This is a genomic window from Prochlorococcus sp. MIT2308 (assembly GCF_059772345.1).
This window is the reverse complement of record NZ_CM186283.1, coordinates 1,741,158-1,763,611: the sequence shown is the minus strand read 5'-3', so window position 1 is coordinate 1,763,611 and position 22,454 is coordinate 1,741,158. Positions and strand designations below refer to the sequence as shown.

25 protein-coding genes, 6 tRNA genes and 1 pseudogene are annotated in these 22,454 nt (G+C 36.6%); 11 read left to right on the top strand and 21 right to left on the bottom strand.

Features of this window, described 5'->3' with window-relative positions; genetic code table 11:
* Positions 1 to 11: 11 nt before the first annotated feature.
* Positions 12 to 1,376 (bottom strand): ribosome biogenesis GTPase Der, encoded by a 1,365-nt coding sequence (gene der / locus AC6EIW_RS10075; RefSeq protein ID WP_498520475.1) that lies wholly within the window; start codon positions 1,374 to 1,376, stop codon positions 12 to 14.
* Positions 1,377 to 1,698: 322 nt separating this feature from the next.
* Here der and dusB point away from each other — a divergent pair, with 322 nt between their 5' ends.
* Positions 1,699 to 2,691: a tRNA dihydrouridine synthase DusB gene (gene dusB / locus AC6EIW_RS10070; RefSeq protein ID WP_498520474.1), complete on the top strand. Its 993-nt coding sequence runs from the start codon at positions 1,699 to 1,701 to the stop codon at positions 2,689 to 2,691.
* Between the two features lie 6 nt (positions 2,692 to 2,697).
* On the opposite strand, the gene cobI is transcribed toward dusB, so the two are convergent.
* Genes cobI through aroQ form a run of 3 tightly spaced genes read right to left on the bottom strand, consistent with a single transcriptional unit; the run spans position 2,698 to position 4,525 of the window.
* Positions 2,698 to 3,426 (bottom strand): precorrin-2 C(20)-methyltransferase, encoded by a 729-nt coding sequence (gene cobI / locus AC6EIW_RS10065; protein ID WP_498520473.1) that lies wholly within the window; start codon positions 3,424 to 3,426, stop codon positions 2,698 to 2,700.
* A gap of 39 nt (positions 3,427 to 3,465) precedes the next feature.
* Complete coding sequence (locus AC6EIW_RS10060; RefSeq protein WP_498520472.1) at positions 3,466 to 4,080, bottom strand: MiaE family protein; 615 nt, start codon at positions 4,078 to 4,080, stop codon at positions 3,466 to 3,468.
* Between the two features lie 7 nt (positions 4,081 to 4,087).
* Entirely contained in the window at positions 4,088 to 4,525 is a 438-nt protein-coding gene (gene aroQ, locus AC6EIW_RS10055; protein ID WP_498520471.1) for a type II 3-dehydroquinate dehydratase, read from the bottom strand.
* 108 nt (positions 4,526 to 4,633) lie between these two features.
* On the opposite strand from aroQ, the gene AC6EIW_RS10050 reads away from it, so the two are divergent.
* From AC6EIW_RS10050 to AC6EIW_RS10040, 3 genes are all read left to right on the top strand, one after another.
* Positions 4,634 to 4,715: transfer RNA gene (locus tag AC6EIW_RS10050), tRNA-Tyr, on the top strand.
* Between the two features lie 12 nt (positions 4,716 to 4,727).
* Positions 4,728 to 4,799: transfer RNA gene (locus AC6EIW_RS10045), tRNA-Thr, on the top strand.
* A 140-nt stretch (positions 4,800 to 4,939) separates the two neighbouring features.
* Positions 4,940 to 5,923, top strand: a complete 984-nt coding sequence (locus tag AC6EIW_RS10040) for a tyrosine-type recombinase/integrase (RefSeq protein WP_498520470.1) — start codon at positions 4,940 to 4,942, stop codon at positions 5,921 to 5,923.
* 98 nt (positions 5,924 to 6,021) lie between these two features.
* Here the strand turns inward: AC6EIW_RS10040 and AC6EIW_RS10035 are convergent, their stop codons facing one another.
* From AC6EIW_RS10035 to AC6EIW_RS10015, 5 genes are all read right to left on the bottom strand, one after another.
* A complete protein-coding gene (locus AC6EIW_RS10035; RefSeq protein WP_498520469.1) occupies positions 6,022 to 6,789 on the bottom strand; it encodes a hypothetical protein in 768 nt (255 codons plus the stop codon).
* A gap of 280 nt (positions 6,790 to 7,069) precedes the next feature.
* Entirely contained in the window at positions 7,070 to 7,405 is a 336-nt protein-coding gene (locus AC6EIW_RS10030) for a hypothetical protein (protein ID WP_498520468.1), read from the bottom strand.
* Between the two features lie 156 nt (positions 7,406 to 7,561).
* Positions 7,562 to 8,971, bottom strand: a complete 1,410-nt coding sequence (locus tag AC6EIW_RS10025) for a hypothetical protein (protein WP_498520467.1) — start codon at positions 8,969 to 8,971, stop codon at positions 7,562 to 7,564.
* Positions 8,968 to 9,720 (bottom strand): hypothetical protein, encoded by a 753-nt coding sequence (locus AC6EIW_RS10020; RefSeq protein WP_498520466.1) that lies wholly within the window; start codon positions 9,718 to 9,720, stop codon positions 8,968 to 8,970. Before AC6EIW_RS10020 ends, AC6EIW_RS10025 begins: the two co-directional genes overlap by 4 nt.
* 12 nt (positions 9,721 to 9,732) lie before the next feature.
* Positions 9,733 to 10,152, bottom strand: coding sequence for a Ycf66 family protein (locus AC6EIW_RS10015; RefSeq protein ID WP_498520465.1), 420 nt, complete (start codon positions 10,150 to 10,152; stop codon positions 9,733 to 9,735).
* A gap of 100 nt (positions 10,153 to 10,252) precedes the next feature.
* Here AC6EIW_RS10015 and AC6EIW_RS10010 point away from each other — a divergent pair, with 100 nt between their 5' ends.
* Positions 10,253 to 10,891 (top strand): neutral zinc metallopeptidase, encoded by a 639-nt coding sequence (locus AC6EIW_RS10010; protein WP_498520464.1) that lies wholly within the window; start codon positions 10,253 to 10,255, stop codon positions 10,889 to 10,891.
* Positions 10,892 to 10,989: 98 nt separating this feature from the next.
* Here the strand turns inward: AC6EIW_RS10010 and AC6EIW_RS10005 are convergent, their stop codons facing one another.
* The 7 genes and pseudogenes from AC6EIW_RS10005 to AC6EIW_RS09975 all read right to left on the bottom strand — a co-directional run bounded on the left by AC6EIW_RS10005 (position 10,990) and on the right by AC6EIW_RS09975 (position 18,490).
* Positions 10,990 to 11,901, bottom strand: coding sequence for a TFIIB-type zinc ribbon-containing protein (locus AC6EIW_RS10005; protein WP_498520463.1), 912 nt, complete (start codon positions 11,899 to 11,901; stop codon positions 10,990 to 10,992).
* Between the two features lie 148 nt (positions 11,902 to 12,049).
* Positions 12,050 to 12,955 (bottom strand): annotated as a pseudogene (gene dnaB, locus AC6EIW_RS10000) (replicative DNA helicase); the annotation flags it as partial.
* A 131-nt stretch (positions 12,956 to 13,086) separates the two neighbouring features.
* Positions 13,087 to 14,202: a hypothetical protein gene (locus tag AC6EIW_RS09995; protein WP_498520462.1), complete on the bottom strand. Its 1,116-nt coding sequence runs from the start codon at positions 14,200 to 14,202 to the stop codon at positions 13,087 to 13,089.
* A 24-nt stretch (positions 14,203 to 14,226) separates the two neighbouring features.
* Positions 14,227 to 15,375, bottom strand: a complete 1,149-nt coding sequence (locus tag AC6EIW_RS09990) for a hypothetical protein (protein ID WP_498520461.1) — start codon at positions 15,373 to 15,375, stop codon at positions 14,227 to 14,229.
* Positions 15,372 to 16,061 carry a hypothetical protein gene (locus AC6EIW_RS09985; RefSeq protein ID WP_498520460.1) on the bottom strand — a complete coding sequence of 230 codons (690 nt, stop codon included), beginning with the start codon at positions 16,059 to 16,061 and terminating at the stop codon, positions 15,372 to 15,374. The genes AC6EIW_RS09990 and AC6EIW_RS09985 overlap by 4 nt, the downstream gene beginning before the upstream one ends.
* A gap of 31 nt (positions 16,062 to 16,092) precedes the next feature.
* On the bottom strand, positions 16,093 to 17,085 hold the full coding sequence (locus AC6EIW_RS09980) for an SPFH domain-containing protein (RefSeq protein ID WP_498520459.1): 993 nt from the start codon (positions 17,083 to 17,085) through the stop codon (positions 16,093 to 16,095).
* A 154-nt stretch (positions 17,086 to 17,239) separates the two neighbouring features.
* Positions 17,240 to 18,490 (bottom strand): tetratricopeptide repeat protein, encoded by a 1,251-nt coding sequence (locus AC6EIW_RS09975; RefSeq protein WP_498520458.1) that lies wholly within the window; start codon positions 18,488 to 18,490, stop codon positions 17,240 to 17,242.
* A 267-nt stretch (positions 18,491 to 18,757) separates the two neighbouring features.
* Here AC6EIW_RS09975 and AC6EIW_RS09970 point away from each other — a divergent pair.
* Positions 18,758 to 18,839, top strand: a tRNA-Tyr gene (locus tag AC6EIW_RS09970).
* 11 nt (positions 18,840 to 18,850) lie between these two features.
* Positions 18,851 to 18,921: transfer RNA gene (locus AC6EIW_RS09965), tRNA-Thr, on the top strand.
* A gap of 109 nt (positions 18,922 to 19,030) precedes the next feature.
* Here the strand turns inward: AC6EIW_RS09965 and AC6EIW_RS09960 are convergent.
* From AC6EIW_RS09960 to AC6EIW_RS09945, 4 genes are read right to left on the bottom strand one after another with little or no spacing between them, the layout of a single operon-like run.
* Positions 19,031 to 19,156, bottom strand: coding sequence for a high light inducible protein (locus tag AC6EIW_RS09960; protein ID WP_498520457.1), 126 nt, complete (start codon positions 19,154 to 19,156; stop codon positions 19,031 to 19,033).
* Positions 19,156 to 19,308 (bottom strand): high light inducible protein, encoded by a 153-nt coding sequence (locus AC6EIW_RS09955; RefSeq protein WP_498520456.1) that lies wholly within the window; start codon positions 19,306 to 19,308, stop codon positions 19,156 to 19,158. Before AC6EIW_RS09955 ends, AC6EIW_RS09960 begins: the two co-directional genes overlap by 1 nt.
* Complete coding sequence (locus AC6EIW_RS09950; RefSeq protein WP_011294968.1) at positions 19,308 to 19,427, bottom strand: high light inducible protein; 120 nt, start codon at positions 19,425 to 19,427, stop codon at positions 19,308 to 19,310. Before AC6EIW_RS09950 ends, AC6EIW_RS09955 begins: the two co-directional genes overlap by 1 nt.
* 20 nt (positions 19,428 to 19,447) lie before the next feature.
* Positions 19,448 to 19,654, bottom strand: a complete 207-nt coding sequence (locus AC6EIW_RS09945) for a high light inducible protein (RefSeq protein ID WP_498520455.1) — start codon at positions 19,652 to 19,654, stop codon at positions 19,448 to 19,450.
* Between the two features lie 271 nt (positions 19,655 to 19,925).
* Here AC6EIW_RS09945 and AC6EIW_RS09940 point away from each other — a divergent pair, with 271 nt between their 5' ends.
* Entirely contained in the window at positions 19,926 to 20,207 is a 282-nt protein-coding gene (locus AC6EIW_RS09940; RefSeq protein WP_498520454.1) for a hypothetical protein, read from the top strand.
* Between the two features lie 33 nt (positions 20,208 to 20,240).
* On the opposite strand, the gene AC6EIW_RS09935 is transcribed toward AC6EIW_RS09940, so the two are convergent.
* Entirely contained in the window at positions 20,241 to 20,687 is a 447-nt protein-coding gene (locus AC6EIW_RS09935) for a DUF3804 family protein (RefSeq protein WP_498520453.1), read from the bottom strand.
* 170 nt (positions 20,688 to 20,857) lie between these two features.
* Between AC6EIW_RS09935 and AC6EIW_RS09930 the strand changes: the two genes are divergently transcribed.
* The 3 genes from AC6EIW_RS09930 to AC6EIW_RS09920 all read left to right on the top strand — a co-directional run bounded on the left by AC6EIW_RS09930 (position 20,858) and on the right by AC6EIW_RS09920 (position 21,634).
* A tRNA-Tyr gene (locus tag AC6EIW_RS09930) sits at positions 20,858 to 20,939 on the top strand.
* 12 nt (positions 20,940 to 20,951) lie between these two features.
* Positions 20,952 to 21,023, top strand: a tRNA-Thr gene (locus AC6EIW_RS09925).
* Positions 21,024 to 21,526: 503 nt separating this feature from the next.
* On the top strand, positions 21,527 to 21,634 hold the full coding sequence (locus AC6EIW_RS09920; RefSeq protein WP_011125327.1) for a high light inducible protein: 108 nt from the start codon (positions 21,527 to 21,529) through the stop codon (positions 21,632 to 21,634).
* The last annotated feature ends 820 nt before the right edge of the window (positions 21,635 to 22,454 follow it).

Below are 22,454 nucleotides of genomic sequence, written 5' to 3'. Positions count from 1 at the left end.
AATTACTAATTTCAGCCCCCTTTCAGTTCGCGTGCCAAGTCTTTTTCGACATCGCGTTGCTGCTTCCCTCTCCAAAACAATTTTATAGGAGTCCCTTCAAACCCAAGTCCCTCTCTAACTTGTCTCTCAATATATCTTCGATAGGTTTCCCCAAACAATTTAGCTTCATTCACAAAAAGAGTAAAGCTTGGAGGATTAATAGCTACTTGAGTACCGTAATAAAGACGCCCTTGTTTTCCGCCTCTTGTGGTAGGGGGACTTCTCCATTTCAAAGCCTCAGTTAGGACCTCATTAACAACTGATGTAGTGACTCTTCTTCTATTCTGATCAACTGCCAAAGTAGCTAATGCAAAAATGCCTTCAACTCTTTGTCCCGTCAGCGCAGATGTAAAAATCATCTCGGCCCAATCGAGGAAATATAATTTCGAACGAATTTCTTTTTCCATTGCAGACATTGTGTGACTATCTTTTTCAATAGCATCCCATTTGTTTACGACAATTACACATGCTCTTCCTTTCTGCTCAATTTTACCTGCAAGTCTTTGATCTTGTTCTGTCACGCCATCCAAAGCATCAATAACCAATACACAAACATCACTTCTTTCTATCGCCTTAAAACTCCGATTGATGCCGAAGAATTCTGGACCATAGTTAACACTTCTACGTCTACGGATTCCCGCCGTATCAACTAATTTCCATTGTTTCCCCTGATGAGTTATTCGAGTATCAATCGTATCTCGAGTCGTGCCCCTAATCGAACTAACAATTGCTCTTGTTTCTCCACAAATAGAATTAAGAAGACTTGACTTCCCTACATTTGGTCGACCAATGATTGCCAATTGAACAGGAGAATCATCGACTTCATCTAAATCTTTTGAGGGGAACAACGTAACCACATGATCAAGCAAATCTCCGGTCCCAACTCCATGTATGGCAGAAATTGGATAAGGCTCACCGAGACCAAGCTTCCAAAATTCTGCTGCCATTGCTAACCCTTGCTCGGGTGATTCACATTTGTTAACCACAACGAGTGTTTTACAAGAATGAGACCTCAAAAATTCAGCAATCGATTCATCAGCTGTAGTAACCCCCTCTTGGCCATCAACAATTACTAATGCAACGACGGCTTCTTCAAGCGCAAGATTAGCTTGCTCTCTTATTTCAGGAAGGAACTCAGTATCATCATCAAAAACTAAACCCCCAGTATCTACAACTTTAAAATCCCTATCCCTCCAAAATCCCTCTTGATAAGTTCGATCTCTAGTTACCCCTGGTTCATCGTGAACAATGGCTTCCCTGCTCTGACATAAGCGATTCACCAATGTAGATTTCCCAACATTTGGGCGTCCAATTATTGCGACTATTGGCAGCGGCAAAATTCTCTACCTTTCATAAGATTATGTAACCTTTATAGGCCAAAATCAAGATTAATTCTTCATACTACAAGTATGAACAAAGAGTTATATTAGAAAATGAGGTTTAGAAATAAAACTAACCAAAAAATATTAACAAAAAAAAAGGATTCATTCACGACCAAACTATCCTTAATATAAATACTTCTGGTTTTGATAGCATCTCTGAAAGTGCCGTTTCCTTAAAAGCATCAGTTAGCATTTTTTTCTTATTTTTTGAAATCAAAAAACAAATCAAACTTTTTCTTTTTGTAATGACAAAGAAAAATTCAAATCTACTTTAGAGATGAAAGTGTTATCTCCGATTTTGTTATCAGGGAATGGAACTTCTAGATCATTAAACTGTCCAGTTATTCAATCACCACTGGCAGGTGTAAGCGATCAAATCTTCAGAAAGTTTGTTCGTAGATGGTCTCCAAAAGCTTTACTTTTTACAGAAATGGTGAATGCTAAAAGTCTTGAGCTAGGTCATGGGGAAGAAAAAGTAATTGAGCTTTCGGAGGAGAGTGGTCCAATTGGTGTTCAACTGTTTGACCATCGGCCAGATTCAATGATCGAAGCAGCTATCAAAGCCGAATCATCGGGTGCATTCCTTATAGATATAAATATGGGTTGCCCAGTAAAAAAAATTGCGCGGAAAGGGGGCGGAAGTGCTCTATTAAAAGAACCAGAACTTGCTCAATTGATCGTCAAAAAGGTTTCCAAGGCAATATCAATTCCATTAACAGTAAAGATTAGGTTGGGCTGGGATGAAAACACCAATAATCCAGTATCTTTTGCTTTAGGGCTACAGGACGCTGGGGCACAACTAATAACTGTTCATGGCCGAACGAGGAAACAAGGATTTTCTGGGAGTGCAAATTGGGAAGCTATTTCAAAAATAAAAAAATCATTAGATATCCCTGTCATTGCCAATGGTGACATTAAAAATTCTCGTGATGCCATCGAATGTTTAAAGATTACGAATGCCGATGGGGTAATGATAGGGAGGGCAAGCATGGGAGCTCCATGGCTGGTTGGACAAATTGATGCGGAAATCAAAAATCAAAAAACTTTCATACCACCTGACGCAAAGATGAAAATCAGCTTATCCCTCGAACATCTCAAATTACTTATTTTAAAAAAAGGTAATCATGGACTTTTGATTGCCAGAAAACATATGAATTGGACTTGCAGAGGCTTTCAAGGCGCCTCTACGCTTCGCCAAAAATTAGTTAGAGCAAGCTCTCCAAATGAAGCTATAAAGCTACTCGAAGACGAGCTGATTAAATTCAACTAAAACATTTCAGGGCATAATCATAGGCCAACTTTGTCGAATCAATAGCATTGAAAAATATGGCCTAGCACCTATGGAAAGATCAGATGCTCTAATAATTTGTTGATCTGAGAATCCTATTCGTTCTGCGAATACAGATCTTTCTATTAGATCGAGTTCTTCAAGCAAAGGTTTGACCCACTCCCATTTTTTCCCAAGCTTGAGCAACACAACCACCCTTTTCATCAGAGCTGCATCAGAAAGAATAACCTTTAGCTCGTTATGCGAGTCCGGGACAGATGCTACAAGTAACTGTTCCTCTTGAAAAGCAAGTGGTAATTTACTTTTCGCAGCAGCAGCCGAAAAAGATGTAACACCTGGAATTAATTTAACGAGACAATCTGGATGATATTTTTCTATCACCTTTGAAAGATAAGAGCCTGTTGAAAAAAGCGAAATATCTCCTTGAGCAAGGAAAACGACTCTTTCACCCTTGTCAACCATCCTTATTAATTTATTCCCGGCAACTCTCCATGCATTTTTTAATATGCTCTGATCATTAACCATAGGAAAATGTAAAGGAATTTTTTTTTGATCTTTGCTTATCCATTTTGAAGCAATTTTTTCCGCAAGACTTTCTCCTCCTTTACTAGAGACAGGATAAGAAACAACTGTTGAATGTTGAATAGCATCAACCGCTGCCAGAGTCAATAAAGAGGGATCTCCTGGGCCTACACCCGCAATAGTTAAAACTTTCATTTAATTGGGGGGGGGGGATTCTATCTACTTAAAAAATAATTAACTATGCATTCTTGGCTCATGATGCGTTTTAACTAAAGCATCAGATTCAACCTTAGCTAATTCTCTCAACCTCAAATTAATAGTATTCCTCTCAAAACGTTCCTCTGCCAACTTCCAATAAATCCCAAAATGCCTGGCTTCGCTCTTTAGTAAGTCGGCGTATAGATTGCTAAGTTCAATATCAGGAGAATGTATAGACAACAATTTCATTCTTTCATGACTCCTTGCCTCGATTAGACCCGCCACCAGAAAGCTATCCAACATTCGCAAAGGTTCATCTTTGCGAATGTTTTTTGCCAAAATCGCAGCATATGGAGGAGATTCTAATTTTTGAAGTTTTTTCCCTCGCGCATTCAAAATTGATAAAACCCTCTCGAAATGTTCAAGTTCCTCTCGTGCTAATGGGCTTAGAACCTCTGAAAGACCAGGTTCACTTACATAACGAAACATGAGTTGAAGAGCCACTCCAGCCGCCTTTCTCTCACAATGTGCATGATCCAAAAGTATTTCCAATGGATTAGAAATTGCAAGATTTATCCAATCTTCATTAGTTTTATTTATTAGACAGCGAATATTTGATTTCCCAACGACTTGAGATTTTGACTTATCCATAGGGCCCTCAGACTCTCTTTAAGTAAGAAACTATTCCTTTCAACGCAAGTTGATAACTATTTACTCCAAAGCCACAAACTAAACCCAATGCTTTATCTGAAAGAAATGATTTGTGGCGAAATTCTTCCCTAGCATAAATGTTACTTAGATGTATCTCCACATAGGGAATAGCAACTCCTAATAAAGCATCCCTTAAAGCTATGGAAGTGTGTGTATAAGCACCTGCGTTAATCAATATTCCATCAACAGAACCAGCGCTGTTTTGAATGCAATCAATCATCTCGCCTTCTGAATTACTCTGAAAAAATTTAAGCTCTGCGTCAAGCTCGTTTGCTAAAATTAATAACTCATCTTGAACATCTACTAGCGTTTTCGTGCCATATATGGTGGGCTCCCTTTTCCCAACAAGATTCAAATTCGGTCCATTAATTAGTAAAAGATCCATATTCCTAACAAATTAAACATCTTGTTCGATCGTATCGATTCCAACCTAATTGGACCAACAAATCCAAGAAAATTGGAACCGTCTACTGTTAATCTTACTAAGTGGATCGGGTCGGTGCCCGAGTGGTTAATGGGGGCGGACTGTAAATCCGCTGGCTACGCCTACGTTGGTTCAAATCCAACCCGGCCCATCTTTTCCACAAGCCCTTGTAGCTCAGCGGTAGAGCACTCCCTTGGTAAGGGAGAGGTCTCGGGTTCAAGTCCCGACGAGGGCATCGTCGGAAGCTTAGCCAGGGCAAGCGATCTAAGGCACTAGGATCGCAAATCTTTGAAAGTGGACGTCCGTTTTTGGATCCACTTTTCTTGTTTTTAGACCATTTTTGCTTGATGCATCTGACCTGATGCAACCTTAAAAATGGCAACGATTAGAAGAAGCGGAAGTGGCTGGCAAGCACTGATTCGAAAGAAGAAATATCAAGGCCAAACGTCCAAAACTTTTAGCTCTAAAGCAGCTGCAGAACTGTGGGCAAATGCTGTTGAAAGTTCTCTTGAAACGCCAGCAAAACTTGATCTAAAACCGCCACAAATCTTCCGAGAAGCTATTGATCTGTATATACAAGGACCACTGCAAGATCACCGCAGCGGGGCTAACGAACAATATCCCTTAAAAGTTTTGGCCAAAAGTTGGATGGGAGGAATTCTTATGGAAGAACTTTCCATCAGACATTTTGCTCTCTGGCGAGATGAACGACTTTTAAAGGTCAAGCCCAACACAGTGATGAGAGAGCTCAGAATATTGAGAGTTCTGTTGGATTGGGCCAAAGATGAGCTGGGCTGCCAACTGAACTCCAATCCAGCCAGGGAATTGAAAGTCAGAGGAGCAAGTGATGCCAGAGCTCCTTACATCACACCATCCCAGAAAAAGAAATTACTGACGGCTTTAGGGCAATCCAGGAACCCCAATCACAAAAGGCTGACGCAATTGGCTTTAACCACAGGCATGCGTCGCTCAGAGCTACTTAATCTGAGGTGGGATGATCTTGATTTAGACAACAAACTGGTGCACCTGAGCCGCAAAGATTGTGCCGCAACAGGGATCCAAACCAGTCAACGCATCGTTCCTCTATCAGCCCAAGCAGTTGCACTTCTCAAGCGTTACCCAAAGAAGAGCACCAACAAAGTGATTGATCTAAGTATTGGAGCAGCTCGTCATGGGTTTAGCAGGGCAAGGGCCATTGCTGGTCTGCCCAAGCTTAGATTCCATGATCTACGCCACATCGCAATTAGCACGATGTGGGCAGATGGAATGAACGCTTTGGAAATTTCAGCGGCAAGCGGTCACAAAGATCTAAGGATGTTGATGCGATATAGCCACTATGAACCGGGGTGCCGGGGGTAATCTTGGTCCCGATCTATACGTAATTTGACTTCTAAGATTTTTGAGAAATTTCTATAAGACAACCAACAACCTTATTCATCCAAGACAATCATCAACTCTTACTTAATCTCTTCTAATTTGAGCTTGAGATTCTCATGATCATTAATCTTTCTTGGATTAATCCGTTGAATCATTAAGACCAACTCTTTGATCAAATTATTTTCAATAAATGGATTCAGTTTTAATCCCCCTTCATCACTTTCCTTTCTAAAAGCACGAGATCCTTTGTCATCTTTTGGATATTTCTTTTGAATCTCTTCTAATTCTTTTTTGGTTAACTGTTTATTCGCACGATCAGGGTTGTACGACTCCCAATCTGCAAATCGCATAGCCTCAGAAAACCCAGCCTCACTCATGCAACTCAAAACATATTGAGATGAGACGCGGAAAGACTCCACGAAGTCAACAGCCTTTCTGACATTCTTATGTTCACCTCCTCTACCATTAGAAAGCTTGCTTTTGAGATTATGAATCAGCTCAGTAGCACCAATTATTTTACTTGCATTGACAGGTTTAAATCCCAAGTCCTGAAGCATCGGTTGCAAATGTGCTCTGAGTTTCTTAGATCGCCATCTCCATTTATTAGTTAGTTCATCTTCATTCTCATCAATGTATGAAATGCGTTCAAAGAAAACATGGCAGAGCCTAATAGCAACAGTTCCATATTGATTTTCTAGATTAGTTGTCTTTTGCTTGAAGTCCCTCAAAGCATCAATTACATCAGGACCAATCTGTTCAATAATCCATCGTTGATCCTCTTGAAAACGATCATCCATCTGACCATCTTCCTTTGCTGGTGAAAGTACCTTTGTTATTTCTAAGTTCATTGTGTATGTTCGATTTCCCTGGGGAAATTATGAATAACTACCGCGAGTTGGTATCTCGTCCTGACTAACGGTAGGAATCCATCCATATCTCAAAATATTTATCTTCTCCCTCTATATATGACGAACCAAACTCTCCCTGTATAGGTAACGAACCGCTCTCTTCCCTGTATACATGACGAACCGCTGTTTCTACATACTTATGTGGCTTATTGGTTTATATCTAAAAAGACATAAAAGATAACTTAACTTTCTTCCTAAATTATTTCTCATAATTTCATGATTAATCATTCAGAGGCTTCCTAAAGCGGAAATAATGGACAACTTTTCTTGAAGAGAAGTGAAATTCAGTAAATTCGCTTGGGCTGTAAGTTCGTCCTTCTTGAACTGTTGTCCATTCAAAACCTAAAAACTGGCTGGTTTCCTTCTCAAGCTTGCAATCTCTAACGGAGTTTCTTCCTAGTTCACTGTCTCCCCTTATGTTGAAATAACCTCCTCTGAGTTGCCAGACATCACAAGCATATTTAGCCTCATACATTGATTTATAAAGAGAATCGCCAGCGTTAGCAGAGACAGGAGAAATAAGACCAGCGGCAAGAGCGAGAAGGATGGAAGCCAAGAGATTATTGATGTGGTTGAGGCATATATTCCAAATTTACTCCAATTCTCAGATTAAAGAATTGCCTTTTTACTTAATAATCTTTATCTTCTAATGACTTATGCAAATCATTCATTACTAAAGTATTAATCAAGCCAAGAAATTTTGGAATCGATGCTAAAATTTATCTCTGCAAACCATTGACAATAAAATATCTTCTCTTGTAGTTGGTTCAACCTTCTCCCAATAGTTAAATGATCTATTATTATTAAACATAATACTCCAATCATGGCAGTCTGCCTGGTATTTCATCTCAGACATTCTTGAACCATCTAAGCTCCTAATATCAATATAAAAATCTCTGATTTTCTTAGAGACTCTCCAACCACCTAATTTAACATAACTGTCGACTTCCTTATTTGAATCATACAATGTCCACTTATATGTCTGTGCTTTAATTAGCGGCATCTCCCTACACCAATCACCTTGATTATTTCCTGCTTTTAAGTAATCTATTGCTTCTTTTTCTTTTAGTGATTTGGCCTTAAATATATCAAGACATGCTGCTTTTTTAAAGCCAAGTTCATATCTTGAAAGTCCTCTATTATGATAAACATAACCCTCATTATCTTTTATTGAAATTGACTTATTACTATCTTCTATAGCTCCTTTGTAATCACCGATTTTATACCTGCTCCACCCTCTATTACCATAAGCGATATCATCATTAGGATCAAAACCAATAGCAATAGTATAATCTCTTATTGCTCCTTTATTGTCATCAATTGATTCCTTACTATATGCTCTTCCATGATAAGCATATTGATCTTCCGAGTTAATAAAAATAGCTTTAGTATAACTAGAAATTGCCAATTTATGATTACCTAGTTCTTCTTGAGCATCTCCTATCAATGAATATGCGAATGCATTACCTGAATACAAATCTGTGGGGTCATTTTGAATAGCTTCTGTACACTTTTCAACTACTCCATGCCAATCATAAGAATTATATTTATCAATACATTCATCCAATATTTTTGTTTCCCAATTTGTTGATTTATTGAAATTTTTATAAATAACTATAAAACTAATCAAACCCAAAATAGTTAGTCCAATAATTGACACTTTAGATTTAAGACTATTAGAACTTTTTTCTGTACTATTCTCCAAAGAATCTTTATTATTTTTTGAGCTAAGGGACCAAATAAATCTTTGTAGATTTGATGGCGCGTTTGAACTTCTATTCTCTTCCTTATCTGAATCTTCTATAAAATTATCTCTAGTAGGCTTGAGAGAAGCCTTAAATCTTTGAGAGAAAGATCCTTCTAATTTTGGTCTTGGGTTTACATTCTTCTTAAAATTTATTAATGGATCTATTTCTTGATTAATATTGTTAGATTGTTCAATTAATTTATCTTTTATATTACTTGCCTCTTTAGAAATCTTTCTAAATCTTGCCTTAGCTGTTAAAAGAGTATCGTTGGCTATATATTTTTTACCGCAATAGCTACAATCAATTTCAGTAGAAATCCCATCCCAATTGATTGGAGCTCCGCATCTTTCACATCTCTCAGGAATATTTTTCATTCACCTAGTACCATAGCGAATGAAAATAGTACTGAAAGAAAGATAAAGATATAATCCATTTGAGGTAGGTAATTTCTATTCAAATTAAATCTTATACCTAAAAATCCTGTAAATGAAAACAAGATAAAACAAAACAAGCTTACGCCAAAATAATCATCAACTGGAAAGATTAAAGAGCCATCCTTAGAAAGAAGAAAAAAGGTTGCCATCAAAATACTAAATATATATACTATCTTCATAAAGATATCAATTAAATGATCCAATATTTTTTTATCAATAAATCTCAATCTCCTGGATCGTTTTACATCTTTAATATTCTGATTTCTTGAAAGTTTTTTTAAAATAGCCAAGTTTACAAGTAAATAAGTTATTGAATAAATGATAAGAAATGACAGCCAATGTTGAGAGTTAGCAAATGTAGATAAGATAAAAATGGCAATTACCAATAATCTTAATTTTATAGTATATGATTTGAATCTTTCATATTCTAATGGTCTGAAATCAGTCAATGAAAAGATAAATGTTTCTATAATGTCCGAACCCTTTTTATTGATAGATATTAAATTATTCTTTATTTCTTTTGTTTTTTCTATTTTTTTACTGGTTATATTGAATTTATTGTTCTTTGGGATAAGGTCTTGATTGATTGAGTATGTTTTACCGCAGAAGTCACAATCAAACTCAAAAGAAACTTTATCCCACTTAATTGGAGCTCCGCATCTTATACATTTCTCAGGAATATTTTTCACTATTTTAATTTATTAGATGTCAACAGAAGCTCCACAATAAGAGCATTTAACACTTGTTCCAAGCCTATCTCTTTGAGTAGGCCTTCTTATTATTTTAGTATCATCATTTAGTGATTTTCGTTTATAAGGAAGAGGTTCAAATTTATCTTGAACAGTATCTCTATTAGCTTCTATTTTTCTTAATTTAAGGTTGTCATAACTTACCCAAATTGTTATACCCGCCAATAAGAATTGTCCGAATTGAAGAATAGGGTCAAGCCTCCAACCTTGAAAGAATAGAATCCCACCGCACAGCATTGCCGTAAGGCCAATAAAAGGATCTAAATCTCTTGAGATACTTGGCTTAGCGCTCCTCAAATAAAAAAGATATAAGCCAAAAGCTGCAAGCACTATGCCTACGATACTTGCCCAGTTGAGACTTGCATCAACCACTTACTGTGTCCTCAGGATAGATTAAATACTACGTCTAGTTATTCTAGAGAGGAGTAAAGACGTTACTCCCATAACATTAAGAAAAGGGTCTTAACAAAAGATGTCCGAAAAAATCTTCAGTTTCGATCGTTTCTATACAAGGATATTCACCATTCCTCTATGCCTTGGATTAGCTTCTTTTCTTCCATTACCTGCAAAGGCAGCTATCGAATTTAATGGTGATATAGAAACGCTTGTAGATACTGTGATTGAAGGAGCTGCTAACAGCATGGGGAAAGTAGCCGGTACAGGGAAAATAAAATGGTCTTGGTGTGAAGATACTTACTACAACTCAATATCAAAAACAATTTGTTTAGAGCCTAAGTTCATGAAAGAACTAGGCAAGGCTGGCAAAGCTGCAATATCGTTTGTTGTCGCTCATGAATATGCTCATCATGTTCAAGATGCAACCTCAAAATTAATATCAAGTGCCAAAAGAAATACCATGAGAATAGAGCTTCAGGCTGACTGTTATGCGGGGATAATTCTCGCTAGTACCGATAACATTTCTTTTAATTTGGATGAAGTTCAAACGATGATTAATGCCGCTTATTCAGTTGGAGATCAAGAATACGACGATTTCAATCATCATGGTCCAGGAGAGAACAGAGCCTTAGCTTTAAGGTCAGGATTACGCTATGGATCTTCTAAAGGAGAGATCAAAGATGCTTACTACAAAATGTTTTGCTTGGGAAAGTAATTAGTTTATTTATTTGACAATTAATTTTCCGAAGAACTAGAGGTTTAAGACTCAACAAAACTATGAGAACCTACCTAAAAATGGTTTAGCTTACTTAATCACTCTCTGCATCTTCTCTGTATTCTTTCATATCCTCCATCATATCCTCCATCAGACTTCGATTCAATTAGATCACCAATCAATTGATATTTTTCTTTCCAGGTGATTTGCCCAAAATCATATCTCCGAATATCTCTCCGAACTTTTTTGCAAAATCTTTCAAGATTTTTCTTTTCTTGCAATTTAAAATATTGAGGAACTATATACTCAATCTCAACTGCGCTTGAACCTCCCGAATAGCCCCTGTATGGAGAGAAGCTGATGTATAGGGTTATCCCTGACGAATCATCATTTTTTATATAAATACGATTGTCCCCTTTATAAAAAGAATAGATATTTTTTTTATTCTCGTCCCCTAAATAATTAAAATTACTTTGATTATTTAAAGGATAGAAAGATTTTTTTGACTTTTTCCCTGGTCTCTTATTTACTATTTTATTAATTGATCTTATTACTTTGTAGATATCACTAGTACATTTATTAACTATAAACTTTTTGCTTTCTGCATCATATACAGGATCGATTCTTTGACATTGTTTCTTTATATCTGATTTGTAAGGTCTAACGGGATCATCAATAATAGAACGACTAATAAATAAAATCGGAACTGATATAAATAATATTTTGAAATATCTATTACTGATAGTTTGCTTTAATCCTATATATATTTTATCTAATTGATTATTTGACAATATAGTCTGATTCTCTAAACATGTTTTTGTAATTCTTTTTGCTTTAGTTTTTATATTTGAACTTATTTTATAAAGCTTATCTTTGACTTTTTCTACAATGATAAATCTACTTCTTATATAAGTCTTAGCTCCACAGAATTCACATGTAATAGAAGAAGAGACTTCATCCCAAACGATTGGTGCTCCACATCTTTGACATGCTTGTAGAACTTTTTTCATTTATTTTCTTTTTGTCCACTCACATTGACTCGCATATCTTTCAGGCTTCTTCGTACATACTAGATCAACTAGATGTTATTGAATATTCATCCCGTCTTTTAGCATTTCCGCCTTGACTGAGGAAGCTACTAATAGTCAAAGCAGTATTTTAAACAATTGCCGCTAAATTTCTAAAACGTGTGAACTGTGGTTCAAATAGGAGTTTGACTGTACCGAGAGGACCATTTCGATGCTTGCAAGTAATGAGTTCAGCAATGCCACGATCTTCTGTCTCAGGGTTGTAGTACTCATCCCTATAAATCATGGTAACGATATCAGCATGGCTTTCGAGTGATTGTGTCTCTCTGATATCACTTAGCATCGGACGCTTATTTGACCGATGTTCGATTTCACGATCAAGTTGAGATAAAACGATGACCGGTACGTTTAGAACTTTTGCCATCTCTTTTAATTGAACGACAACCTTGGAGAGTTCTTCGTCTCTTGCTTCATATAAAGGACCCTCCATCAGCTGCAGATAATCAATCACAATCAACCCCAATTCAGTCTTGTGTTGCTCTTTGAGCCCTTGGCATTTAGTAATCATTTCATCAACAGTGACCTTGCTTTTATCTGAGATGAAGATTGGTAATTGACCAAGTCTTTCAAGCCCTTCTCCCAAGTCAGGCCACTCATCTTCTTGTAAACGTCCAGTTCTTAATCGACTGGTTTCAATGCCTACCTCACTTGAAATCAATCTATAGGTGAGCTGCTCTTTGCTCATTTCCAAGTCAAAGATGCATACAGGAAGGCTATGAAGTTGAGCAACATTCTTGGCCATATTTAAAGCCAAAGACGTTTTTCCCATGGATGGCCTGCTACCTAAAACAATTAAATCTCCTCTCTGCAAACCTTGAGTCATCGCATCAAAGTCATAGAAGTTGACGGGTATTCCTGCTATTGATTTTCCTAAGGATCGATCCTCAATTTCATTGAAGTTTCGGTTCAAAAGGTTTGTGAATGCTGTGAACTCACCTTGAGACTTATTTTGATCTGTTGTTTCGATCTCAGACTGATTTGTCTTCATTCAATATTTTCATCAGGAAGGTCATCTAAACGGATAAAAGCAAAATACGCCATTGGAAGAAATTCTTAACTGTTTTTACTATCGTCTTATTTGCATCTCAACCCTCCTGGACTATGTAATTATTTGAGTTTTTTGTATATCTCAAACGTTCCTTCTGTATTACATGCTTTCTTGAACAAACTATTGTATTCAATTGCCATACTTCTCCTTTTAACTTTTGTATACTCAAAATCCTCAATAGCTGTTTTTATATAACGACGGTAATTAGCTATCCTTTTTGGATATTCTCTAGAATTACACTCATATCTACTTTCTTTCTTCTCACAATTTTTCTTATCAGCGATTCTATCGGCAAGATCTTCCTTATAGCTTCTAATGGTTTCTTTTGAGAAAGCTAGATATTCCCCACTTTCAAGATCTTTGTAATAAGAATAGTTGGAGATCCACCATAGTCTTCCCATTTTTCTAGCAATTGAATCAGGTTTTTTTCTTTCATATTTTTGCTTCTCAATTTCTCTAAACATAGAAGGAACAGTCGGATCAATTGCATGAAATCCAACAAGTCCATCAGTCTTATAAAAAGCCACCAATCCCCTTTTACAATTGATAGCAGCATCAGACATATTCTCATATAGTGTGCCTTCAGCCAATCTGAACAAAATCCAATCTTTAGCTCTTTTATCCCTTCTTTTAGAACCAATATCAATATATTTTCTAGGTTGATTAATATCCTTCAAGCAAAGTGAAATAGGTTGAGTTTTTTTATATTTTTTACACCAAGCTTTGTTACTTGCATTGTGCTTATTTGACTTCCCATCTGTATACAGCACAAACTCACCAGCCTCATCCAGCATGGGTGCAACAGTAATAAGTTCTGGATAAAAAGGTTTAGCAGTTGTTGGATAGTTGACTCTCATATAGAGATGAAAACCAATTGGGATAGCAAATAAAATAACTACATTCTTTCTCTTACATAGCAGTCTTTTTATATGATTTCTTAGTAACTTGATTTGATTATTGGCAACAATCTTTTCCTTTATCAGAATTACAGTCGAATTCTTTAGAACCTTTTGATCGAATTGAGCTTTCCAATTTAAAAGAACTTTTTTTATATCTCTTTTAATTACTAAAGCACTAATCGAAGAAAATATATTATTTGTCTTATCACAATACGGGCATATACCTAAGCTTGAACTTATAGGAGCACCGCAGTAATTACATTTATATTTAGGCATTTATATTTTTAGGAATCAATATCCTCAAAACAATCGGAAAGGTTCCGTTTTACATACAGCCTTTAACAATCGATTGTATTCAACACCTGCAGCCTTCCTTGCAAGCCTATCTCTATTGAGATTATTTTTTCTACCTTTAAGCCAATCACGATCACTGGCAATGCTCTCTTTTCTTGCCTTAGGAGTGCATCTATGCTTATCAGACTCTCTAAAGTATGGACAATATGTTTTATCATTTATTTTTTCTGAAAGTCTTTTTTCAGCATCCCTTACTTGGTTCTTTTGCCATCCAAGATATTCGCCTAACTCAAAATCATTGTGCCAAGAGTAATTTGTAGTCCACCATAGTTTTCCCATTCTTTTTACTATTGCTGCTGGTTTCTCTCTTCGGTACTGCATTTCATCTTCCTCGTCAAAAGCATCAGGGAAATCGATTTTTGTTTTTGCGTAAGACTCAGGATATCCCTTGTAAAAAAAAGCAATAGTTTTCTTTCTACAATTTATAGCTGCATCATTCATGCGTTCTGACGAAGGTTTCCCGTCACCATATGCAATCGCTAATTTAACTAAAATCCAATCACCTTCTTTAACTTTTGAACCAATATCAAAGTATTTACTTTCATTGAGATTGTCTTTCAAGCATGTTGATAGTGGCATCTTTTTCCTACTGTTTTTGCACCAAGCCTTTGTGTAATCTCTGCTTTCTTTCGTGTTCTTATTGCTATAAAAAATCAACTCATTTTCATCATCCGAACCAACAAGCTTCGCTGGTTTGTATGGAGAATCTGGGACAAATGGTTTTGCAGTTAAAGGATAATTCACTCTGATATAGAGATGAAAGCCAAGTGGTATAGCAACTAAAAGAGCAAGATTCCTTTTACTACTAAATCTTTTTTTTATATACTTTCCAAGAAGCTGAGTATTAGAGATAATCTTTTGATCTTTTAGAAATCTATTTCCCTGTTGAATAACCCTCTGCTTTTTAAGAAAAACAATTACTGGTTCAACAGCCTTATTATTAATTTGATTTTTAGTTTTGATTAACCAAGCCTTAACATCCTTTTTGATAAAAAGACTTTTTATTTTGTTAGATATACTCGTAGACCCATTGCAATACTCACAAATCCCCAAACTAGAGGTGATGGGAGCTCCACAATAATTACACTTTTTCATTCAATCTCTTTTAAGACTGCCAATATTTGTTGTTCATTGATTCCAGATTGAATTTCAGACAAATCAGAGACTGATAACTCCTTTCTGAAGTAAGAGCTGTAGTCAATAATATCTTTAATCCTTGTGATCTCATCAATAATCTGTTGATTACCGGCAAACGTCACTACAGCTTTCTTGAAATATGCTTTCCAATCTTTTCTTGATTCAATAGACAATCTTCTTTCTGCTGAACCTTTATAAGAAGCTTCTTTTTGTTGTTCGTCTAAAATTTTAGTTCTATCAGCCCAGGCTTTTCTCTCTTTATCAATTTTCCTTGTCACCTGCTTATTGGAATAAGAAAGAAACTCGGCAATAATTGAATTAGCAAGAAGAGAACAAATTAAAATAATAATTGATAGATCTTGAGCTATTTCTCCAGTCACACTGCAGAGGATCGTAATAGTAGAGACAAATAAACAAATACCAATAATATTGATCGTTCCAAATTTCACAAAGAAGCCTTCTCTCTTCCCTCCGATGACTAATTGCAATTGCAATGCAAGAAGGAACGAAACTAAAACATAAAAAACTGTCGGGACAAGATTGGAAAGAGCAAAAGGCGTCGTATTAATATGAATCGATACGAGGAATGTCCAGAAGGCTAATAATGGTAGCCATATGATCGGTAGCGCTCTATTTATTTTCATATCTATATAAGATTATTTTATAGTTTAAAGATTAATAATTACCCAACAATTCTTTTTTCTTCTGTTCATATTCCTCTTTTGAGATCAGCCCAGAATCCATCATGTCCTTCAGGTTGAATAATTTAAATTTAAGATCCTCTGTTGATAATGATTTCTTCTCTGAGCTGGGAGCTGAATTTTGAGTTGTACCTGAAGTTGTGGCACCAGATCGTCCCAACAACGATCCCACAAGCCCAGTACTATCTTTTTCGATAGCCCGATCAAGAGCATCCAATTCTCGTTCCTTTTCATAAAAGCCTTCAGTATCTGATGCTGCTTTCGCCCTGATCCTTAAACTTGCTGCTTCTGCAAGACTTTCCTTGATTCTGAGATAATCAGGATTATTACCAATCACCTCGATTCCTTGAATATAAAAATCAATCAATGAAATTCCAAACCGTTTGATATCTTTTGAGATCAAATCACTCATCGCCTTAGACGATTCCATTAACTCTGAATCAAGCGTAAAGATGTCTAATTGCTTGTTGGTAATGCTCTTGGAAATATAGTCCTTTAAATTTCTCTCAATAATCGGAAGAAGAAAATCTCTTAAATCATCTTTCTTCATCTCATATCTTTGCCCAACGATTTGCAGAACAAAAGAAGCGGGATCATCAATTCTAATTAACATTGATCCATAAGATCCAACTGGGACAATTAGTCCATGCTCTTGATCTTTCGCTTGTAATTGAACACCCCATTTATAATCATTAGAGACCGTCTTATTGATAAACCAAGTATCAATTCGAATTGGAGAATTACTACCTGCAGCTCTCCTGATTAATCCTTCAATTCCTGGAATATTTCCTGACTCAACGAGATGCCGACCTCCCTCAAGAGTTTGCATCAACTGTCCATTCTCAAATAACAACGCCTCCTCACTTTCATTCACAATGATTTGATCACCAATAACTAAAGATCTCTCTGGGCTCTTCCATACAAGAGATCTGCTACTTCCCTCGTTTTCTATTGTGGTAACTTCCAATAGCTTGTCGCTGACAGGGATATTATATGGTTAACCTGAAAAGAATCTACAAATATTTGCCTTAACGAATAATTCTTGAAGTAAATTGTTAGACAAGAGGTATTTCAGTCAAACTTAATTTAATTAGTTATCGACGTGTATTTAAACAAGCTATTTATTCATCATTATTGGTATATTTGAGGATAATTGTCACAATCACAATCAAAAAGATAGGGATAATTAATAGATATTTTTTAAATAAATCACCTCCCTCATTGATCAACTGTTCGCGTTGAAATTTACTCTTATTATTATCTATTTTCTCTTGACTCACGCCTTTACAAGAACTCATCAATGTATTCTCTTTCTCAAATAACTCTTCAAGAAATGAGGTCTCTTGTTTGCTGCTATTTATAAGTGATTCACTTCTATCCTCAGCTCCAAGAGATAAACCTTGGAGCATATCTGTACAAGCTAAATCTCTATTGGTCCAATAATTCTCTAAACCGCGTTGAAAATATGCCTGACCATTGAGTGGATCTCTTTCGATGGATTGATCAAAATCCTGAATCGCAGCATTCTGTCTCCCTAGCTCACTGTTTGACAGTGCTCGCCTGAAATAGAACTTGTTATAAATCGGACTGACCTCTTTAATATCAAGCTCTTCTATCTCCTTATCTGTTAAACGTTCCAGCAAAACAATCAATTTATTGAGATCATTCACCGCACCTTTGTGATCGTCAATTTTGTACTTAGAGAAACTTCGAACGTTATATGCTTTGATGTTGTCTTTATTTAACCTCAGACTAGAACTACTATCTTTGATAGCCCCTAAGTAATCTTTGATCATCAATTTTGCAAATGCTCTTTGGTAATAAGCATCTTGATTCTTGCTGAGATCAATTTCAGCAGTGAAATCTTCAATCGAATCTTTCCATTGTTCATCTTCAATTTTTTTCAATCCTTCTTTTAAAAAGTATCCATCTGGCCTTACACCTTTAACAACTCGATCTACCGAATCCTTGCAGACATATTGACCTCCTGTCCTCTTTGCTTTGCATTTATATCGAACCAATTCATCCTCTTCAATTTTATATTCAATTGAGTGGGTAATTGTTCTAAAGCCGTCCACTTTGCGTTCTTCGAAAGGTTTCTCAATTTCGATTTTCTCTTTCGTGAACGACCCTTCGTCGTTGATTGTTTTGAATGTGCCGTTGGGTTGAATGCAGTATTTAATCTCTTGATTGCCAGGAGTGACGAAAGTTGGGTTATCTAAGCACTCTGATTTTTCTTTGAACGCTTGACTTGGATTAGCAAGAGCAGGAATCGGGGCCAGACAGCACAGACTTGCCAGCAACAGTAAAGACCTTTTGGACGGGTGTGCTTTGCGTAAATTCAGTAACTCTCTAGTTTTATCGTTCCACATCTTTGTTCATTGATTTAACGCCAGTCTGATTACGAATGCCCAGCTGACACTAGATTGTCTAGTTTTATCAAAAGATCACTGCAATCACCATCTTTTGCATGCGTCTGAGTACAACTCAAACAAAGGATAAAAGAGTGGATAAAACGCACTAGAAAATGGACAAACAACAGATCACAGCACTCCCTAAAAAAGATTTGGCAAGTATTCTGATCGGATATATATTCGATTGGCGTCAAGCAAAGATGCCATGCTGCGTGGAAAGAAATCGGGTCGGTGCCCGAGTGGTTAATGGGGGCGGACTGTAAATCCGCTGGCTACGCCTACGTTGGTTCAAATCCAACCCGGCCCATCTTTCCACAAGCCCTTGTAGCTCAGCGGTAGAGCACTCCCTTGGTAAGGGAGAGATCTCGGGTTCAAGTCCCGACGAGGCATCGTCGGAAGCTTAACCAGGGCAAGTGATCCTAGTGCACCCATAGCACTAAAAAAAGGCTTCTTCCGTAATGACAGAGAAGAGGCCTTTTTAAGATTTGATAGTTTGATCTACACAATCCCTGGGATGATCCAGCCTGTTATTCCGTAGTTAATAACAGCTGCAAAAAAACCCATCATTGCTAGACGACCATTCATTTGCTCTGCTGTTTTCCAATAATTAGTTGATTTGTTCATTACACGAAACCTGGAATGATTTGACCTGTTGTTGCATAAGCCCCTACAAGAGCAATGCATCCAAACAATGCTGCATAACCGTTAAGTCTTTCAGCGGTTACCTTTTCAGGATCAATGTTTCTGCTGTTGTTGCTATTGTTCTGAGCAGTCATCAAACGACACCTGGGATAAGTTGACCGGTTGTTAGGTAAATACCTGTTAGTAGAACGAATGCCATCATGGCTGGTCTGCCGATGCTTCTTTCTAGGATTGTTTTATTAGATGGTTGCATTGTTATTAGTTGTTGTTGGTTTAGAAAATTCCAGGAATGATTTGACCTGTTGTGAAATAAGCACCTAGTAGAGCTATCATTCCGATCATTGCCCAACGGCCATTTGTCTTTTCTGCTTCTTCTGGATAGCTGGTGTAGTCCTCTACAAGCTGAGGTTGTGTTTCACGAGCAAAGATGTTTTGCTTACCGTACTCAGTGATTACCTGAGATGAAGATGACGATGTCATTACTGAATTTACATTGATGTGAAGTAATGTAAAGTATGAATTTTCAAAGTGATAGATACGGTCAGGTACGGCTTCTTCTAGTACTTAATAGCTTTAATCCTCAAACACTAAATATAGCAACTTATTAGAGAGATATTGATCAAATGATTAGATCCACTGATGATCCTCATAAGTATGAACAGCCCTAACATGAGTGAGTTTACCCACCCTTAATATTTTGATTGCAGGCTATATTTTAGATATTGAATCCACACCAAATTATTCATTTTTCATGAGTTCCGATCCTGATAATTTACAAATACTTATCAGCAAGTACAGAACCATGGAAATACATGAATTAGAAGCAAATATTGATAATTGGAATAAAGAAAATGATTGCCCAACTCAAACTCAAAACATTGTTATTGCAAAAAAAGAACTGGAAATTAAATACAAACAGAGACAAGAACAAATAGAACTTTTGACTAAATCCCTCACATCTTCTTCACGAGCTGGAAGATGGATTTCTAGTATTAAAGCCGTTATTAAACAGCTTTTAAAATTAAAGAATTAAAAGCAATATCACTTTCAGGAGTTTCTGTGTTAGTTAGTCCCACGTTGAAAGATCAGTAGTTCCTTGAGATCTTTGCATCCATGAAATTTTCCAGATGCCATCAATTTTTTTGAAAATCAATGAATAAGTAGATAAATCATTGTTCCGCTCTCCTTTGTAGCTAAATGCTTCTTTCAAGGTGAATGCAGCAAAGCCCCAATCAGAATTAGCCTCTAGCCGATGAATCTTGACTAATTCAGAGAGTTCAATCACCAAATCTGCACTGTCATACATTCCTGCAAGAGCCTGCGCGGTTATGGGGTTGCCACTTGGCCTGATAGCCAAGAAATCATTTGTAGTGTTAGCTGGTAAAAATGTCTTGTTTTGAGCCCTATCCGTAAAGCCATGAATAAGTGCTTCTATTTGCTGTGAATCAGAAGACAATGTTCTTAATGTATTTCGATAGAGCATCTCACAATTCGAATAATCTGAATGTGTCATTTACGTATTTGAACAAATAGGAAATGAATTGAGAAGTGGATAAAACGCACTAAAAAATGGACAAAAAACAGATCACAGCACTCCCTAAAAAAAAAATTTGGCAAGTGTTCTTATCGGATATATATTCGATTGGCGTTAAGCAAAGATGCCACGCTGGGTGGAAAGAAATCGGGTCGGTGCCCGAGTGGTTAATGGGGGCGGACTGTAAATCCGCTGGCTACGCCTACGTTGGTTCAAATCCAACCCGGCCCATCTTTTCCACAAGCCCTTGTAGCTCAGCGGTAGAGCACTCCCTTGGTAAGGGAGAGGCCTCGGGTTCAAGTCCCGACGAGGGCACTCAAGACCCTCTACCGAAAGCACCTAAGCAGAGAAAAAGAGACCTCAAGGGGTCTCTTTTTTAATGCCAATTCGTTGCGATCAGATGGAAATCATGAAAGAAGACCATTAGGAAATATCAGCCTATCCCAATAATCAAACATCAATGCTCCCCAAGAAAAGCAATCAATACAATTGCTGAGCAATGGAATTTGTGAAAGAGGCAGTTGCCGCATAAAAGTCAATATTAATTACGTAAAGGAGAGGACACTTGCAATGAATTCATCAGAGAAAACGATGCACTAAAGAAAACAAGAGGAAGAGAGTTCACAGTTTTTAAGTACACAGCCAGAACCCTTGTAAAAATCTTTTGAATCTATTTTTATTCAGCGCGATTTGAGCACCTTGATAAACAGGTAAGTTTTTCTTATAGTATTTATCAATATTCATAATTGAATCGCTAAGCAAAAAACCACAGTATCGACAATTTTTCTTTATATTTTCTTTATATTTACATTTTTGTCATGACTCCTGAAGCAGAAAAGTTTAACGGTTGGGCAGCAATGCTTGGTTTCGTTGCAGCCTTTGGCGCTTACGCAACAACTGGTCAAATCATTCCTGGCATTTTTTGAATGGAACTCAACCCATTTAAGCCTTATCAACAATTTTTTCAAAATTTATTGAAAAGATCTAATAAAAGTTTTTAACGGTCTGGTTAAGAACTTTTTTTTTGTTGTTTCTTGGTGCAACTATGATGAATTGATTACGCCTACTAACTTATAGCCACATACTTAATTTTGAAAATAATTTCCTAACTTTATAAATCATTATTCACGTAATATTTCCACCCCTCTTCATGCCAAGTAATTGCTTTTGTTTTTAAGTCGTAGGATGGAACATTGGAAGATTCCTCAAATGTTCTTTTCCCCAGAATAAAATTATTTTCATTTAAATTAGAGCACTCATAAAAACAATATCCCGAAGAATTTCTTCTTAAATCTAGTATTAATAAATAAAAAAAGAAGCAAAATTTTAATTCACGTATTTGTGCTCAGGACTAAAAATCCAACTTAACTTTCCACCTTTGACTTTCTAACTTCAACTTGCTGGGGCGAGAGTGCTAGAAATATTAATTCATTCCTAACAAATTTAGATTACACAAACATCAGAGAAAACACATGTTTAAGCAACGTCAAAATATCTTTGTAATTTCTCAAAGTTAATTTGAGAAGGGAAAATTATTATTTTCACCTCACTATTTACTTTCAAGCTGTAAGTATCAGGCATGGCAACATCAAAAAGGACTTAAAAGGTGGAATCAAAGAAAACACAAAAAAACCGCCAGTTTAAAACTGGCGGTTTTTTTGAAGATCAGTCGCAAGTGTTTCCTTGTTTCCACTGCGGAGGATCTCAACTCCTCACAAAATTAATCTAATAGAAATAAAACCAGGG